This window comes from Nitrospirillum amazonense (assembly GCF_029594735.1).
Taxonomy (GTDB): domain Bacteria; phylum Pseudomonadota; class Alphaproteobacteria; order Azospirillales; family Azospirillaceae; genus Nitrospirillum; species Nitrospirillum amazonense.
In genome coordinates this window covers 421,430-436,238 of sequence record NZ_JARPAF010000002.1, presented here as the reverse complement: position 1 = coordinate 436,238, position 14,809 = coordinate 421,430, and the positions used below count along the sequence as shown (strand labels likewise).

Below are 14,809 nucleotides of genomic sequence, written 5' to 3'. Positions count from 1 at the left end.
CCGGGCGTCAATCAGGAAAGATTGCTGTATTGCAACTGATGGCAGTTATGTATCATTTTTGATACAGGTTAGTTATAAAGTTTCGTCAAAGTTTTTGTCTTTATATAAAAATTACATGCCTTGGCCAGCCAAGTGCGGCGGCATCCGGTCCTTACCTATGATATGCCTTTAGACTTAGTTTTACCCCCACCAAAAGGCCGACTCGGAGAGTGCCCTTTTCTGACCGGCCAGTTAGGTTTTTTTCCGCCGAGCTGGCAAGGCCGCGACACTTTGTCGCTCTACACCTTGTTTTTACAATGAAATGCCGATGCCCGACGTCGGCTGTTATTCCTACGCCGCGAGCGACGGCGCCATATCCTGGAGGCCCGGCGGCCGCGGCATCGGCGGCACCCGCCTAGCACTAAATTAGTAGTCGCTGCGCCGCCGGCGCAGCAAAAAGGGCGACCCGCAGGGGGCCGCCCTTCCCTGGTCATCACGGTTGGCACTTACAGGATGAATTTGCTGAGGTCGGCGTTCTTGGCCAGGTCCGACACCTTTTCCCGCACATAGGCGGCGTCGATGGCCACGGCGCTGCCGGCCTGGTCGGCGGCGGTGAAGCTGATCTCCTCCAGCAGGCGTTCCAGCACCGTGTGCAGGCGGCGGGCGCCGATGTTCTCCACCGTGCTGTTGATCTGCACCGCCAGGCGCGCCAGCTCGTCGATGGCGTCGTCGGTGAAGCTGAGAGCCACCTCCTCGGTCTTCAGCAGCGCCACGTACTGCTTGATCAGGCTGGCCTCAGGCTCCGTCAGGATGCGGCGGAAGTCTTCCTCGGTCAGGGGCTTCAGTTCCACGCGGATGGGCAGGCGGCCCTGCAGCTCGGGCAGCAGATCGGACGGCTTGGCCACGTGGAAGGCGCCGGACGCGATGAACAGGATATGATCGGTCTTCACCGCGCCATGCTTGGTGTTGACCGTCGTGCCCTCGATCAGGGGCAGCAGATCGCGCTGCACGCCTTCGCGGCTGACGTCGCCGCCGCCCCGGTTTTCGGAACGGGCGGTGATCTTGTCGATCTCATCCAGGAAGACGATGCCGTTCTGCTCCACGGCGTGGATGGCTTCGGCCACCACCGTCTCGTTGTCCAGCAGCTTGTCGGATTCCTCGGCCATCAGCACGGTGTGGCTTTCGGCCACCGTCATGCGGCGGGCCTTGGTACGGCCGGCGAAGGCTTTGCCGAAGATGTCGCCCAGGTTGATCATGCTCATGCTGCCGCCGGGCATGCCGGGGATGTCGAAGGCCGGGGCGGACGCGGCGTTGTCCTGCACCTGGATTTCGATCTCCTTGTCGTTCAGCTGACCCTCGCGCAGCATCTTGCGGAACTTCTGCCGCGTCTCGGACGACGCCCCCTCGCCCACCAGGGCGTCCAGCACCCGTTCCTCGGCGCGCAGTTCCGCCTTGGCCGCGACCTCCTTGCGCAGGCGCTGGCGGGTCAGGTTGATGGCGATCTCCACCAGGTCGCGGACGATCTGTTCCACGTCGCGACCGACATAGCCGACCTCGGTGAACTTGGTCGCCTCCACCTTCAGGAAGGGGGCCTGGGCCAGCTTGGCCAAGCGGCGCGCGATCTCGGTCTTGCCCACGCCGGTCGGGCCGATCATGAGGATGTTCTTGGGCAGAACCTCCTCCTTCAAGCCGTCCGGCAATTGCTGGCGGCGCCAGCGGTTGCGGAGCGCGATGGCCACGGCGCGCTTGGCGTCCTTCTGGCCGACGATGTAGCGGTCCAGTTCCGAGACGATTTCGCGGGGGGAGAACGAGGTCATCGCCGGGCTCACAGCTTTTCCAGGGTGATGTTGCGGTTGGTGTAGACGCAGATGTCGGCAGCGATGCCCAGCGCCTTGCGGGCGATGGCCTCTGCGTCCATGTCCGGCAGGTCGATCAGGGCGCGGGCGGCGGCCAGGGCGTAGGCGCCGCCGGAGCCGATACCGATGATGCCGTCCTCCGGCTCTAACACATCGCCGTTGCCGGTCAGGATCAGGCTGGCCTGGCGGTCCGCCACCGCCATCATGGCCTCCAGCCGGCGCAGGTAGCGGTCGGTGCGCCAGTCCTTGGCCAGTTCCACGGCGGCGCGGGTCAGCTGGCCCGGATACTGTTCCAGCTTGGCCTCCAACCGTTCGAACAGGGTCATGGCGTCCGCCGTGGCTCCGGCGAAGCCGGCCATGACGCTGCCGCCAGCCAGGGGGCGGACCTTGCGGGCGTTGGATTTCATCACCGTGTTGCCCACCGACACCTGACCGTCGCCGGCCACCACCACCTGCCCGTTCTTGCGAATGGAAAGGATGGTGGTGCCGTGCCACTGGATGGGGTCGTGGGTCTTGCCGTAGTCGGACATGGGAAGAGGTTCCGGTTGGAAACGGGAAATAGGATGAGGGCCCACGGTATGTGGGATGGCGATGATGCGGGTCAAGCCATGCGCCAGAGTCTATGCTCCGCCCCTTTCACGGTAACAGCCTTGCTGCTAAGTAGTGCTTATGGACAGGAACGAACCAGCAGGCGCCCGCAGCAGCACTGTGGAGCGCAAGACCAAGGAAACGCAGATCAGCGTGACCGTGGATCTCGACGGTACCGGCCGTTACGACGTGTCGACCGGCATCGGCTTCCTTGACCATATGCTGGAGCAGCTGTCGCGCCATTCTCTCATCGACCTGACGGTGCGCGCGGTGGGCGACCTGCACATCGATTTCCACCATACGACCGAGGATACCGGCATCGCCATCGGCGAGGCCGTGGCCAAGGCCCTGGGCGACCGGCGCGGCATCAACCGCTATGGCCACGCCTACATCCCCATGGATGAGACGCTGACCCGCGCGGCCATCGACCTGTCCAACCGGCCCTATCTGATCTGGAAGGTTCATTTCACCCGCGACAAGCTGGGCGAGATGGACACGGAACTGTTCAAGGAATGGTTCCAGGCCTTCGCCTTCGCCGCCGGCGCTACCCTGCACATGGAAAACCTGTACGGGGAGAACAACCACCACATCGTGGAGAGTTGTTACAAGGCCCTGGCCCGGGCCCTGCGCGCCGCCATCGAGATCGACCCGCGCAAGGCCGACGCCGTGCCCTCCACCAAGGGTGTGCTGGGCGGTACGCTCTGATCCTTTCTTTCCGTCACAGGGTCCGCCTGCCATGACCGCGACCTCTTCCGCCTCCGTGGCGCTCATCGACTACGGCTCCGGCAACCTGCGCTCCGCCGCCAAGGCGGTGGAACGGGCGGCGCAGGAGGCGGGGCGTCATGGGCTGGCGGTCACCGTCACGGCCGACCCGGACGCCATTGCCCGGGCGGACCGCGTCATCCTGCCGGGCGTGGGCGCCTTCGCCGACTGCATGGGCGGCCTGCTGGCGGTGGACGGGCTCAAGGACGCGCTGGAAGAGGCGGTCATCCGCCGCGGCCAGCCCTTCCTGGGCATTTGCGTCGGCATGCAGCTGATGGCGCGCGAGGGTCGCGAACATGGCGTGCACCCAGGCCTGGGCTGGATCGATGCGGTAGTGGAACGATTGACCCCGGCCGATCCCGCCCTGAAGATTCCGCACATGGGCTGGAACGAGCTGGTGCTGGACCAGGCGGACCATCCGCTGCTGGCCGGCATCGAGGCCGGATCCCATGTCTATTTCGTCCATTCTTACGGCCTGAAGGTGGGCGACCCCGCCCTGCTGAAGGCCCATGCCGACTACGCCGGATCCATTCCCGCGCTGGTGGGCCGCGACAACCTGGCGGGCACCCAGTTCCATCCGGAGAAAAGCCAGGCCACGGGCCTGAAGCTGATCGCCAATTTCCTGGCCTGGACACCCTGATCACCCCCTGTCCTACGCGTTATCGTTCCCGCCGCCACGCTTCGAGGTTCCCCATGTCCGGTGCGCATCAGCCGGCCGCCCCCAGCGCCCAGATCACCGTGGAGGTGGTGGAACGCATCCGCCCCGGCGACATGGACGACCTGTGCGACGCCGCCGACCTGGCCATCCGCGACGGCGGCGGCTTCGGCTGGGTGGCGCCCCCCGTGCGGGAGGCCATGGAGCGTTATTGGAAGGGCGTGATGGTGGTGCCGGAGCGCACCCTGCTGGTGGGCCGCCTGGACGGGGTCATCGCCGGATCGGCCCAGCTGGTGCGCCCCACCCGCAACAATGAGGCGCAGAGCTTCGCCTGCACCCTGACCACCAGCTTCGTCGCTCCGTGGGGGCGCGGCCATGGCCTGGCCCGGGCGCTGACCCTGGCGGTGGAGGAGGAGGCGCGCAAGGCCGGCTTCCGTATCCTGAACCTGGACGTGCGCGCCACCCAGGGTGCCGCCATCGCGCTGTACCGCGCCTTGGGCTACATCGAATGGGGCCACCATCCCCATTATGCGCGGGTGGACGGGCGGGATATCCCGGGCCTGTTCTTCTACAAGGATCTGACGGAACCCAGCCGGCAGGAAGACCGGCCTCAAGACAGCAAGCGGGATTAGGGCGAACCATGATCATTTATCCGGCCATCGACCTTAAGGACGGCGCCTGCGTGCGCCTGGTGCGCGGCGACATGGACCAGGCCACGGTGTTCAACACCGACCCGGCCGACCAGGCGGCGCGCTTCGCGGCGCAGGGCTTCGAGTGGCTGCATCTGGTCGACCTGAACGGCGCCTTCGCCGGCCGGCCGGTCAATGGCGACGCCGTGGCCGCCATCCTGAACCGGGTGAAGCTGCCGGTGCAGCTGGGCGGCGGCATCCGCGACATCGCCACCATCGAGGATTGGCTGAAGCGCGGGGTGGAGCGGGTGATCCTGGGCACCATCGCCGTGCGCGACCCCGAGCTGGTGAAGCAGGCCTGCCGCCTGTTCCCCGGCCGTGTGGCCGTAGGCATCGACGCCCGCGACGGCCGCGTGGCGGTGGAGGGCTGGGCCGAGGCGTCCGACATCACGGCCCTGGACCTGGCGCTGAAGTTCGAAGACGCCGGCGTGGCCGCCATCATCTACACCGACATTGACCGGGACGGCGCCCTGGGCGGGGTGAACGTGGAGGCGACGGCCGACCTGGCCTCCCACCTCACCACGCCGGTGATCGCTTCGGGCGGGGTGTCCAGCATCGCCGACTTGGCCGCGCTGAAGCGGCAGGAGGACACGGGCATCACCGGCGTCATCTGCGGCCGTGCCCTGTATGACGGGCGCATCGATCCCGTGGCGGCGCTGAGCCTGCTGAACCGCCCCAGGGAGATGCTGTAATGCTGAAACGCCGCATCATCCCCTGCCTGGACGTGAAGGACGGACGCGTGGTCAAGGGCGTCAACTTCGTCGACCTGGTGGACGCCGGCGATCCCGTCGAGCAAGCGCGTCTGTATGACGCCGCCGGGGCCGACGAGCTGACCTTCCTGGATATCACCGCCAGCCATGAAGGCCGCGACACCATCTTCGACGTCGTGCGCCGCACGGCGGAACAGGTGTTCATGCCCCTGACGGTGGGCGGCGGCGTGCGCACGGTGGAGGACATCCGCAAGCTGCTGCTGGCCGGCGCCGACAAGGTGTCGATCAACAGCGCCGCCGTCAGCCGGCCCGAATTCGTGCGCGAGGCGGCGCAGAAGTTCGGCGCCCAATGCGTGGTGGTGGGCATCGACGCCAAGCGCGACGCCAACGGCCGCTGGGGCGTGTACACTCACGGCGGCCGCAAGGAAGCGGGGCTGGACGCGGTGGAGTGGGCCCGGCGCATGGCGGAATACGGCGCCGGCGAAATCCTGCTGACCTCCATGGACCGGGACGGCACCAAGAGCGGGTTCGACCTGGAGCTGACGCGCGCCGTGGCCGATGCCGTGCCCGTGCCGGTGATCGCCTCTGGCGGGGTCGGCACGCTCGACCATCTGGTGGACGGCGTCACCCAGGGCCATGCCTCGGCCGTTCTGGCCGCCAGCATCTTCCACTTCGGCACCTATTCCATCGCCCAGGCCAAGGCCCACATGGCCGCCGCCGGCATTCCCATGCGCGGGGTGTGATGCCATGGCGGCCAAGACAAAGAGCGACCCGCCGGCCAGCCACCTGGCCAACCACCTGAAGGATCTGTACGCCACCATCCTGGCCCGCAAGGGCGCCGATCCCGAAACCTCGCACACCGCCCGGCTGTTCAGCCGCGGCACCGCCAAGATCGCCCAGAAGGTGGGGGAAGAGGCGGTGGAGGCGGTGATCGAGGCCATGCGCGGCGACCGCGACAAGCTGGCCTCGGAATCCGCCGACCTGCTCTATCATCTACTGGTGTTGTGGGCCGATGCGGGGCTGACACCGGACGACATCTATGCCGTGCTGGCCGCCCGCCAGGGCATCAGCGGCATCGAGGAAAAGAAGAACCGCAAAGCATAACACGCCATAAAACTGGGCTATATCAGGCTGGCGACCGCCAGCCCCGCAGTGAGCACCGAAGGGCGAGCGAGGATAAGCCAAGGCCAAGGACGTGGCCGCCCGGCGCTTGAGGGAGAAACCAAAAATGTCCTATGACACGAACAATATCTTCGCCCGCATCCTGCGCGGCGAGATCCCGTGCAAGAAGGCCTACGAGGACGATCATGTCCTGGCCTTCCACGACATCCACCCGCAGGCCCCTACCCACATCCTGGTGATTCCGAAGGGGGCTTACGTCAGCGCCGCCGATTTCGGCGCCCAGGCCAGCGATGCCGAGATCGCCGCCTTCACCCGCGCCGTCAGCCGCATCGCCGCCGAGGCGGGGGTTGAGGGCTCGGGCTATCGCCTGATCTCCAACCACGGGCCCGACAGCCACCAGGAAGTGCCGCACTACCACGTCCACATCCTGGGCGGCCGCCCGCTGGGCCGGCTGGTGACACCGCTTTAACCTTTACCACCAGCGATGGTGAAGGCCGCCGGAAGCGATCCGGCGGCCTTTTTCGTATCCGCCCGCGCTGGGTCAGGCCGGGCGCAGCGCTTGCGTTTAAAGATGTATTTGACATGCATTAATAAGACTGGCAGGAATTCATTCATCGAGAATGAATGATTAGTCGCCTTGCCGGCCCGCCACCCCTTGCCTGGGGAAGACCGGCCGCCCTTCCCCAGACAGGAGCACGACATGCTGAAGCCGCTTAGCCCGGAAACCATCACCCTGGTCAAGGCCACGGTGCCGCTGCTGACCGAACACGGCCCCGCCATCACCAAGGCCATGTATCGCCGCCTGTTCCAGGACGACCACATCCGCGCCCTGTTCAACCATGCCAACCAGGGCGAAGACGGCGCCCAGGTGCATGCCCTGGCCGCCGCCATCCTGGCCTACGCCCGCAATATCGAGAACCTGGGCGCGCTGACCCCGGTGGTGGAGCGCATCGCCCACAAGCATGTCGGCTATCACATCCTGCCGGAGCATTACCCCTATGTGGCGACGGCCCTGCTGGCCGCCATCAAGGAGGTGCTGGGCGACGCCGCGACCAACGCGGTGCTGAACGCCTGGGGGGAGGCCTACTGGTTCCTGGCGGAGGTGCTGAAGGCCCGCGAGTCCGTGGTGCGCGACGGGATCGAGTCGCAGCAGGGCGGCTGGAGCGGGTGGCGCAAGTTCACGGTGGCCGACAAGGTGCGGGAAAGCGCGGTCATCACCTCCTTCATCCTGCGGCCGGCCGATGGCGGCGTCGTGCCGCGCCACAAGCCGGGGCAGTACCTGACCTTCCGCTTTCCGCTCGCGGACGGGACCGAGGTTAAGCGCAACTACTCCATCTCCTGCGCGCCGCAGGATCGGCAGTACCGCATCTCCGTGAAGCGGGAGGCCAACGGCAACGGCGGCTCACGCCACCTGCACGACCATGTCCAGGTGGGCGACATCATCGAGGCGACGCCGCCCGCCGGCGACTTCTTCCTCGATGAGGCGCCAGCGCGGCCCGTCATCCTGCTGTCGGGCGGTGTGGGCCTGACCCCCATGGTCAGCATGGTGGAGGAGATCGCGGCCAGGCACCCGGGCCTGGAAACCCACTACATCCACGGCGCACTGAACGGCACCACCCACGCCATGGACGCCCATGTCCGGGCACTCGCCGCCCGCCACCCCACCATCAAGGTCGCCACCTTCTACAGCGATCCGCACCCGCAGGACCGGCTGGGCGTCAGCCACGATGGCGAAGGCTTCATCAGCATCGACTGGCTGCGGGAGAACACGCCCCTGCACCAGGCGGACATCTACCTGTGCGGGCCCAAGCCCTTCCTGCGTACGTATCTCAGCGGCCTGGCCCTGGCCGGCGTCGCCGCCGACCGCGTCCATTACGAATTCTTCGGCCCGGCCGATGACCTGATCGCCGCCTGACGTCGCGGGCAAAAGGAAAAGGCCGCCGGGATCATTTCGTGGCGGCCTTATTCTTTCCCGTGTCCTATCAGCGCTCGTCCGCCTTGATCCATTTGGTCACGGCCGGCGGCTCATAGGCGCGCAGCTTGTCCAGGAGATCCTCCGCCGTGTCGGCCGTTACCAGCATGTCGCGGTGGTTCTGCTTCATGAAGCCGGAGGCCACCACGCCATCCAGGAAGGTGGTCAGGCCATCGTAGAAGCCGGCGACGTTATAGATGGCGCAAGGCTTCTGGTGATGGCCCAGCTGGGCCCAGGTCCAGACCTCGAACAGTTCCTCGAAGGTGCCGATGCCGCCGGGCAGGGCGACGAAGCCGTCCGACAGCTCCGCCATCAGGGCCTTGCGCTCGTGCATGGAGGCGACGACGCGCAGGTCGGTCAGGCCGGCGTGGGCGATTTCCTTCTTCTTCAGCGATTCCGGGATGACGCCGATGACCTGGCCGCCCGCCTCCAGGACGGCATCGGCCACAGCCCCCATGAGGCCGACAGAGGCGCCGCCGTAGACCAGCCCGATGCCGGCGCCGGCCAAAGCCCGGCCCAGGCCGCGCGCGGCCTCAAGATGGCGAGGGTCGAAGCCGGGGCTGGAGCCGCAGAAGACGCACAGACGCTGCATGATTTTCCCCAAAAGAAAACGCCGGCGCGTCACCCCCAAAAACCTGGGACGGAGGCGGCGCGCCGACGCGATTCAACAACCCTTATTCCTTCAGGTCGGCCCACAGCTCCTTCACCTTGGCGAAGAAGCCTTCCGATTCGGGGTGGGTGCCGCCCTTCTCTTCCCCCGCCTTCTCGAACTCGCGCATCAGCTCCTGCTGGCGCTTGGTCAGGTTAACCGGGGTTTCGACCAGGGCCGTCACATACATGTCGCCGCGCTGGGTGCTGCGCAGGACGCTCATGCCCTTGCCCTTCAAGCGGAACTGGTGCCCGCTCTGCGTGCCCGGCGGGATGGAGACGCGGGCGCGGCTGCCATCGATAGTCGGCACCTCGACCGTGCCGCCCAAGGCCGCCGTGGTCATGGGAATGGGCACCCGGCACTGGATGTTGGCGCCGTCGCGGATGAACAGCGCGTGCGGGGCGATGGCCAGGAAGATGTACAGGTCGCCCGGGGGAGCCCCACGGGCCCCGGCCTCGCCCTCGCCCGTCAGGCGGATGCGGGTGCCGTCCTCGACACCGGCCGGGATGTTGACCTGCAGGGTCTTTTCCTTGCGCACGCGGCCGTGGCCGCCGCAGTTGCGGCAAGGATCCTTGATGACGCGGCCGGCGCCGGAGCACGCCGGGCAGGTGCGCTCGATGGTGAAGAAGCCCTGCTGCGCCCGTACCTTGCCAGCACCGTTGCAGGTGGGGCAGGTGACCGGCTGAGTGCCCGACTCGGCGCCGGTGCCGTTGCAGACGTCGCAGGCGACGGAGGTCGGCACGCGCACGTTCGTGGAGGTGCCCTTGAAGGCGTCTTCCAGCGAGATTTCCAGGTTGTATCGCAGGTCGCTGCCACGGCCTGGGCCCTGCCCGCCACCCCGGCGGCCGCCCATGAAGTCGCCGAACATCTCTTCGAAGATGTCTGCGAAGCCGCTGCCGAAATCGAAGCCGCCGGCGCCGCCACCGGCCCGGCCGCCGCCGTTCTCGAAGGCGGCATGGCCGAAGCGGTCGTAGGCCGCCCGCTTCTGCTCGTCCTTCAGGACCTCGTACGCTTCGCTGACTTCCTTGAATTTCTGCTCGGCCGCCTTGTCACCCTGATTGCGATCGGGGTGATATTGCATGGCCAGCTTGCGATACGCCTTTTTCAGGTCGTCGGCCGAGGCGGTCTTCGCCACGCCCAGAAGTTCGTAATAATCCTGCTTCGCCATGTTTGGCCCTAAGCCCTTTCAGGGAATTGCCGGAACCCGGGCCCCACCAGGCCCCGAGGGGCCTGCGGCCTGACGGACAGGCCCCTGATGGGGCTCAGGCCCGCCCCCCGGATTTCACCGGAGAACGGGCCCGATACCTAGTCAGTCATTGCCCGGATCGTCTTAAGAAAGACTTAGGCGGACTTCTTTTTGTCTTCGTCGACTTCCTCGAAGTCGGCGTCGACGACCTTTTCCGACCCTTCGCCATGGGCGGCGCCGTGGTCTTCACCGCCGGCGGCCGAGGCGTCCTGGCCGGACTTGTACAGCTCTTCACCCAGTTTCATGGAGACCTGGGCCAGGGCTTCGGTCTTGGCCTTGATGTCGGCCGCGTCCTCACCCTCCAGCGCCGTCTTCAGCTCGGCGATGGCCTTCTCCGCGGCAGCCTTCTCGGCGGCCGGCAGCTTCTCCGCATTCTCCTTCAGCGTACGCTCGGTGGAGTGCATCAAGCCGTCGGCCTGGTTGCGGGCTTCCACCAGTTCCTTACGCTTCTTGTCCTCGGCGGCGTGGCTCTCGGCTTCCTTGACCATGCGCTGGATGTCGGCGTCCGACAGGCCGCCGGAGGCCTGGATGCGGATCACCTGCTCCTTGCCGGTCGCCTTGTCCTTGGCCTGGACGTTGACGATGCCGTTGGCGTCGATGTCGAAGGTGACCTCGATCTGCGGCACGCCGCGCGGGGCCGACGGGATGCCGACCAGGTCGAACTGGCCCAGCATCTTGTTGTCCGCCGCCATCTCGCGCTCACCCTGGAAGACGCGGATGGTGACGGCCGTCTGGTTGTCCTCGGCCGTGGAGAAGGTCTGGCTCTTCTTGGTCGGGATCGTGGTGTTGCGGTCGATCAGGCGGGTGAACACGCCGCCCAGGGTTTCGATGCCCAGGGACAGCGGGGTCACGTCCAGCAGCAGGACGTCCTTCACCTCACCTTTCAGCACGGCACCCTGGATGGCGGCGCCGACGGCCACCACCTCGTCCGGGTTCACGCCACGGTGCGGCTCGCGGCCGAAGAACTGCTTCACCGTCTCGATGATCTTGGGCATGCGGGTCATGCCGCCGACCAGGATCACCTCGTCGATCTCGCTGGCCTTCAGGCCGGCGTCCTTCAGGGCCGCCTTGCAGGGCTCGACCGTGCGGGCCACCAGATCCTCGACCAGGGCTTCCAGCTTGGCGCGGGTCAGCTTGACGTTCAGGTGCTTCGGACCGGTCTGGTCCGCGGTGATGAACGGCAGGTTGACTTCCGTCTGCATGGCGGAAGACAGCTCGATCTTGGCCTTCTCGGCCGCTTCCTTCAGGCGCTGCAGGGCCAGACGGTCCTTGCGGAGATCGATGCCGTTCTCCTTCTTAAACTCGTCGGCCAGATAGTCGATGATGCGGGCATCGAAGTCCTCGCCACCCAGGAAGGTGTCGCCATTGGTGGACTTCACCTCGAACACGCCGTCGCCGATTTCCAGCACGGAAACGTCGAAGGTGCCGCCGCCCAGGTCGTAGACCGCGACGATGCCGGAACCCTTCTTCTCCATGCCGTAGGCCAGCGCCGCGGCCGTGGGCTCGTTGATGATGCGCAGCACTTCAAGACCGGCGATGCGGCCGGCGTCCTTGGTCGCCTGGCGCTGGCTGTCGTTGAAGTAGGCGGGCACGGTGATGACGGCCTGGGTCACCTTTTCGCCGAGGTAGTTCTCGGCCGTTTCCTTCATCTTCTGCAGGATGAAGGCGGACACCTGGCTGGGGCTGTACTTTTCGCCATGGGCCTCGACCCAGGCGTCACCGTTGTCGCCCGAAATGATCTTGTAGGGCACCAGGCCCTTGTCCTTCTGGGTCAGCGGGTCGTCGTAACGGCGGCCGATCAGGCGCTTGATCGCGAACAGCGTGTTCTCGGGGTTGGTCACCGCCTGGCGCTTCGCCGGCTGGCCGACCAGGCGTTCCCCGCCCTGGGTGAAAGCGGTCATGGACGGCGTGGTGCGCGCGCCCTCGACGTTCTCGATCACCTTGGCCGACGTGCCTTCCATGACGGCCACGCAGGAATTGGTGGTGCCGAGATCGATACCGATGACTTTGCTCATAATTCTAACCCTTCCAATGTGGCAGACGCGCGACGGCCCTTCCGGCACCGGAGCGGTCCCCCTGTTAAAACGGGACACGTTCAACACGATCATGGCGCGGCACCCGGTGGCGCCCGTCATGGCACGGCCCTCCCCATCCTGAAACGGGAGCGACCGCATCGCCACGCAGATATAGGCAGGGCGGCGCCCGGCTGCAACCGGCTTTGCGGCGCCAAGCCCCGCTAAAAGCGCCCATTCCACCCCTGGCATATGTCCCGCTATCCCATAGCGCGTAAGCGGCATCATCCGCCGCCTCGCCAGCCCTGGGGGTGGTGTTGGCTCCCCCCCACCACCGCTTGGCGCGGGAAGGTCGGCTGGCGGCTACCCGATTTTCCATCCATCAAGTTACAATTTGTCAGAAATTGCCGGCGCCAAGTGAATGTCGTGTGAATACCGGCGTAATCCGCCGGATATGGAATTAACATGGGATTAACGAGCCGATTTACAGCCGGTTATTGCTGCAAAATTATAACTTATTGCCTTGTACAACCAGATTGGCAGGGCGCGAGGTAGGATGGTGTATCGCTAGTTGAGATTTTATTCTTCCTGTTGACTTGGCGCCCCAGATCTGTGCTGTAATTACTTCAGGGGTCGCTTGGACCCCCGGGCGAGGGGTCGCCCGCATCCTTGGGGCACAAAGTCATGACCGACACGCGCCGCACTACCGCCATTGCCATCAAGCATTGCCTCGACAATCTGGCGCTGGACGCCCGCCGCAATAACATGGGGGAACTGGTCCACCTCCTGGGCCTGGCCTCCCTGGCCGCGGAAGACGCCGCCAAGGCCGCGGACAGCCGCACCGTGGGCCTGCAATCGCTGCTCGACCGCACCCCCCAGGGGCGCTGCTGACAGAACGCTGCTGACAGGGTCATAAGCCCCCTCTGTGAACGGGGCGGGGCGGATGGATCACGCATGGAACGGATGACCGGAACGACGGCCGTGCGGGCCGCCTTTCGGGTTCATCCGTTTTTTTTTGGCGGAGTTTTGAAAGAATGGCCGCCGACGCGCCGCGTCAGTTCTTGGCGGGGTCGTCGCCCTTGCGGCGGCGATAGCCGTCATCCTCTTCGTCCGAGTCGAGGGGACCATCCCCGTCCTCGTCGAAGTCATCCTCGTCATCCAGCAGGGCGTCGCCCTCATCCCAGCTGCCGGCGTTCCAACCGCCGGCGGGCCAATCCGGCGCCATGCCGGGCGGCAGGCCGTCGTCACCGTTGCCGGAGGCGTCGCCGACGGGTAGCGATTCATAGCCGCCAATCTGGGCGCGGCGGATTTCCCGTTCCAGCATGGCGACCGCATCCGCCGCCAGGGGTGAGCCCTGCAGCCCCTCAGGCAGGCCGTAGGAGAAGACGGCCAGGGTCGCCCGTCCGCCCACCACGGCGCCGCGCAGCCACAGGTGGCAGCGCCGGCGGCGCCCATCCTCCACCGCTGTATGGGTGAAGCGGGCCAGCACCTCGTCATCCGCCAAGGTATCGACGCTGCCCATGCCCACCTGGCCGTCCGGCCCGTCGGCGAACTGGGCGGCGATACGCCGCAGCAGCACGGCCGGGGGCAGGCCGTCACCTTCCTCCGACGTGATGGCTTCCCAGTCCAGGCCGGCGGCGAGCGCCGATTCCAGGGCGGACTCCGGTTCCATGTCGTCAGGCGGCGGATAGTCGTGCACCACGACCCGCAGGGTCTCGTCAGCCTCGGCGTCGTCCGGGCGGCGGAAGTGGCTGGTCTCGGGCCCGCCCAGGTCGTCCTCATCCTCGTCGCTGGTCCGCCAATCCCAGGGAAGGCGGAAGCGCAGGACATCGGCATGCACGATGTTGCGCATGGTGACGGCACTGACGGGGCCCTGGTCGGCGGGTCCGAACTCCATGCGGCCAATCTCGTCGCCGAGGCGGTCCAGCAGGGCGCCGAGGCCGGGCACCCAGAATTCCTCGCCCGGCACGTACAGTTGCAGGGTGGCGACGCGCACCCGGTCGGGCGGACGGAAGTCCGCCATCTTCCACACGAAGATCTGCGCCTCGGGAACGCGGGCGGCGGCGGCCTGCTCCAGTGTCTGGCCCGGCTGCGGCGGCGCCGGCAGGGCGGCGCAGTAGGCGATCCAGCGGCGGTCGCCCGACGCCATGGCGGTCACGCCCGGCGGCAGCAGATGGTCGCGATCCAGGTACTGCAACGCGTCTTCGGCATCCACGCCGTATTCATTGGCGTAGGTGGTGACGGAAACCAGCAGGTCCAGCGGGTGACCGCCCACGGGCCGTCCGTCGGTGGCCGCCCACAGCACCGGCGACTGCAGGGCCAGGCCGCCGTCGTCACGGTAGACGCGGGTCCACGTCGCGGGCAGGCAGATGCGCACGGCCCCGCCATGCACGGCCATCCACTGCCAGTCGCCGCTGGCGAGGTCTATGTCCAAAGTCCGCTGTCCCATGGCGCGGCACTCTAGGCAAGCCGGCCCGTGGTTGCAAACCCTCCGCCAGCAGGCCAGCCAGTACAGTTGCGCCCCTAGCACATGGCTGGAGCGGTCATTCCGCTAAAATCCCCGCCGCGC

General features: G+C 66.5%; 15 protein-coding genes. 9 read left to right on the top strand and 6 right to left on the bottom strand.

The features are described 5' to 3' along the window. Positions 1-485: 485 nt before the first annotated feature. Both hslU and hslV read right to left on the bottom strand, forming a co-directional pair. The gene (gene hslU / locus P5F91_RS08090; protein ID WP_277906972.1) at positions 486-1,796 is read right to left on the bottom strand and encodes an ATP-dependent protease ATPase subunit HslU; all 1,311 of its coding nucleotides are present in this window, start codon (positions 1,794-1,796) and stop codon (positions 486-488) included. A gap of 8 nt (positions 1,797-1,804) precedes the next feature. Beyond that, entirely contained in the window at positions 1,805-2,365 is a 561-nt protein-coding gene (gene hslV / locus P5F91_RS08085) for an ATP-dependent protease subunit HslV (protein WP_277906971.1), read from the bottom strand. A gap of 139 nt (positions 2,366-2,504) precedes the next feature. Here hslV and hisB point away from each other — a divergent pair, with 139 nt between their 5' ends. The 8 genes from hisB (at position 2,505) to hmpA (ending at position 8,276) form a co-directional block, all read left to right on the top strand. Further along, on the top strand, positions 2,505-3,128 hold the full coding sequence (hisB, locus tag P5F91_RS08080; protein WP_145610744.1) for an imidazoleglycerol-phosphate dehydratase HisB: 624 nt from the start codon (positions 2,505-2,507) through the stop codon (positions 3,126-3,128). A gap of 31 nt (positions 3,129-3,159) precedes the next feature. Then, a complete protein-coding gene (hisH, locus tag P5F91_RS08075; protein WP_277906970.1) occupies positions 3,160-3,825 on the top strand; it encodes an imidazole glycerol phosphate synthase subunit HisH in 666 nt (221 codons plus the stop codon). 53 nt (positions 3,826-3,878) lie between these two features. Next, positions 3,879-4,472 (top strand): GNAT family N-acetyltransferase, encoded by a 594-nt coding sequence (locus tag P5F91_RS08070; protein ID WP_145610746.1) that lies wholly within the window; start codon positions 3,879-3,881, stop codon positions 4,470-4,472. 8 nt (positions 4,473-4,480) lie between these two features. Then, positions 4,481-5,221, top strand: coding sequence for a 1-(5-phosphoribosyl)-5-[(5-phosphoribosylamino)methylideneamino]imidazole-4-carboxamide isomerase (gene hisA, locus P5F91_RS08065; RefSeq protein WP_145610747.1), 741 nt, complete (start codon positions 4,481-4,483; stop codon positions 5,219-5,221). Then, the gene (hisF, locus tag P5F91_RS08060; RefSeq protein ID WP_277906969.1) at positions 5,221-5,982 is read left to right on the top strand and encodes an imidazole glycerol phosphate synthase subunit HisF; all 762 of its coding nucleotides are present in this window, start codon (positions 5,221-5,223) and stop codon (positions 5,980-5,982) included. The genes hisA and hisF overlap by 1 nt, the downstream gene beginning before the upstream one ends. Positions 5,983-5,986: 4 nt before the next feature. Beyond that, a complete protein-coding gene (locus P5F91_RS08055) occupies positions 5,987-6,343 on the top strand; it encodes a phosphoribosyl-ATP diphosphatase (RefSeq protein ID WP_277906968.1) in 357 nt (118 codons plus the stop codon). Positions 6,344-6,467: 124 nt separating this feature from the next. Then, positions 6,468-6,830, top strand: coding sequence for a histidine triad nucleotide-binding protein (locus tag P5F91_RS08050; RefSeq protein WP_277906967.1), 363 nt, complete (start codon positions 6,468-6,470; stop codon positions 6,828-6,830). 231 nt (positions 6,831-7,061) lie between these two features. Beyond that, positions 7,062-8,276 (top strand): NO-inducible flavohemoprotein, encoded by a 1,215-nt coding sequence (gene hmpA, locus P5F91_RS08045; protein WP_277906966.1) that lies wholly within the window; start codon positions 7,062-7,064, stop codon positions 8,274-8,276. A gap of 67 nt (positions 8,277-8,343) precedes the next feature. Here hmpA and P5F91_RS08040 read toward each other — a convergent pair whose 3' ends face one another. The 3 genes from P5F91_RS08040 to dnaK form a co-directional block, all read right to left on the bottom strand. Further along, positions 8,344-8,925 carry an LOG family protein gene (locus tag P5F91_RS08040; protein ID WP_145610752.1) on the bottom strand — a complete coding sequence of 194 codons (582 nt, stop codon included), beginning with the start codon at positions 8,923-8,925 and terminating at the stop codon, positions 8,344-8,346. Positions 8,926-9,007: 82 nt separating this feature from the next. Further along, the gene (gene dnaJ, locus P5F91_RS08035; RefSeq protein WP_145610753.1) at positions 9,008-10,150 is read right to left on the bottom strand and encodes a molecular chaperone DnaJ; all 1,143 of its coding nucleotides are present in this window, start codon (positions 10,148-10,150) and stop codon (positions 9,008-9,010) included. Between the two features lie 173 nt (positions 10,151-10,323). Next, positions 10,324-12,243 (bottom strand): molecular chaperone DnaK, encoded by a 1,920-nt coding sequence (dnaK, locus tag P5F91_RS08030; RefSeq protein WP_145610754.1) that lies wholly within the window; start codon positions 12,241-12,243, stop codon positions 10,324-10,326. Positions 12,244-12,924: 681 nt separating this feature from the next. Here dnaK and P5F91_RS08025 point away from each other — a divergent pair. After that, complete coding sequence (locus P5F91_RS08025) at positions 12,925-13,131, top strand: hypothetical protein (RefSeq protein ID WP_040849273.1); 207 nt, start codon at positions 12,925-12,927, stop codon at positions 13,129-13,131. Between the two features lie 163 nt (positions 13,132-13,294). On the opposite strand, the gene P5F91_RS08020 is transcribed toward P5F91_RS08025, so the two are convergent. Then, positions 13,295-14,689, bottom strand: a complete 1,395-nt coding sequence (locus P5F91_RS08020; protein ID WP_145610755.1) for a hypothetical protein — start codon at positions 14,687-14,689, stop codon at positions 13,295-13,297. Between the last annotated feature and the right edge of the window lie 120 nt (positions 14,690-14,809).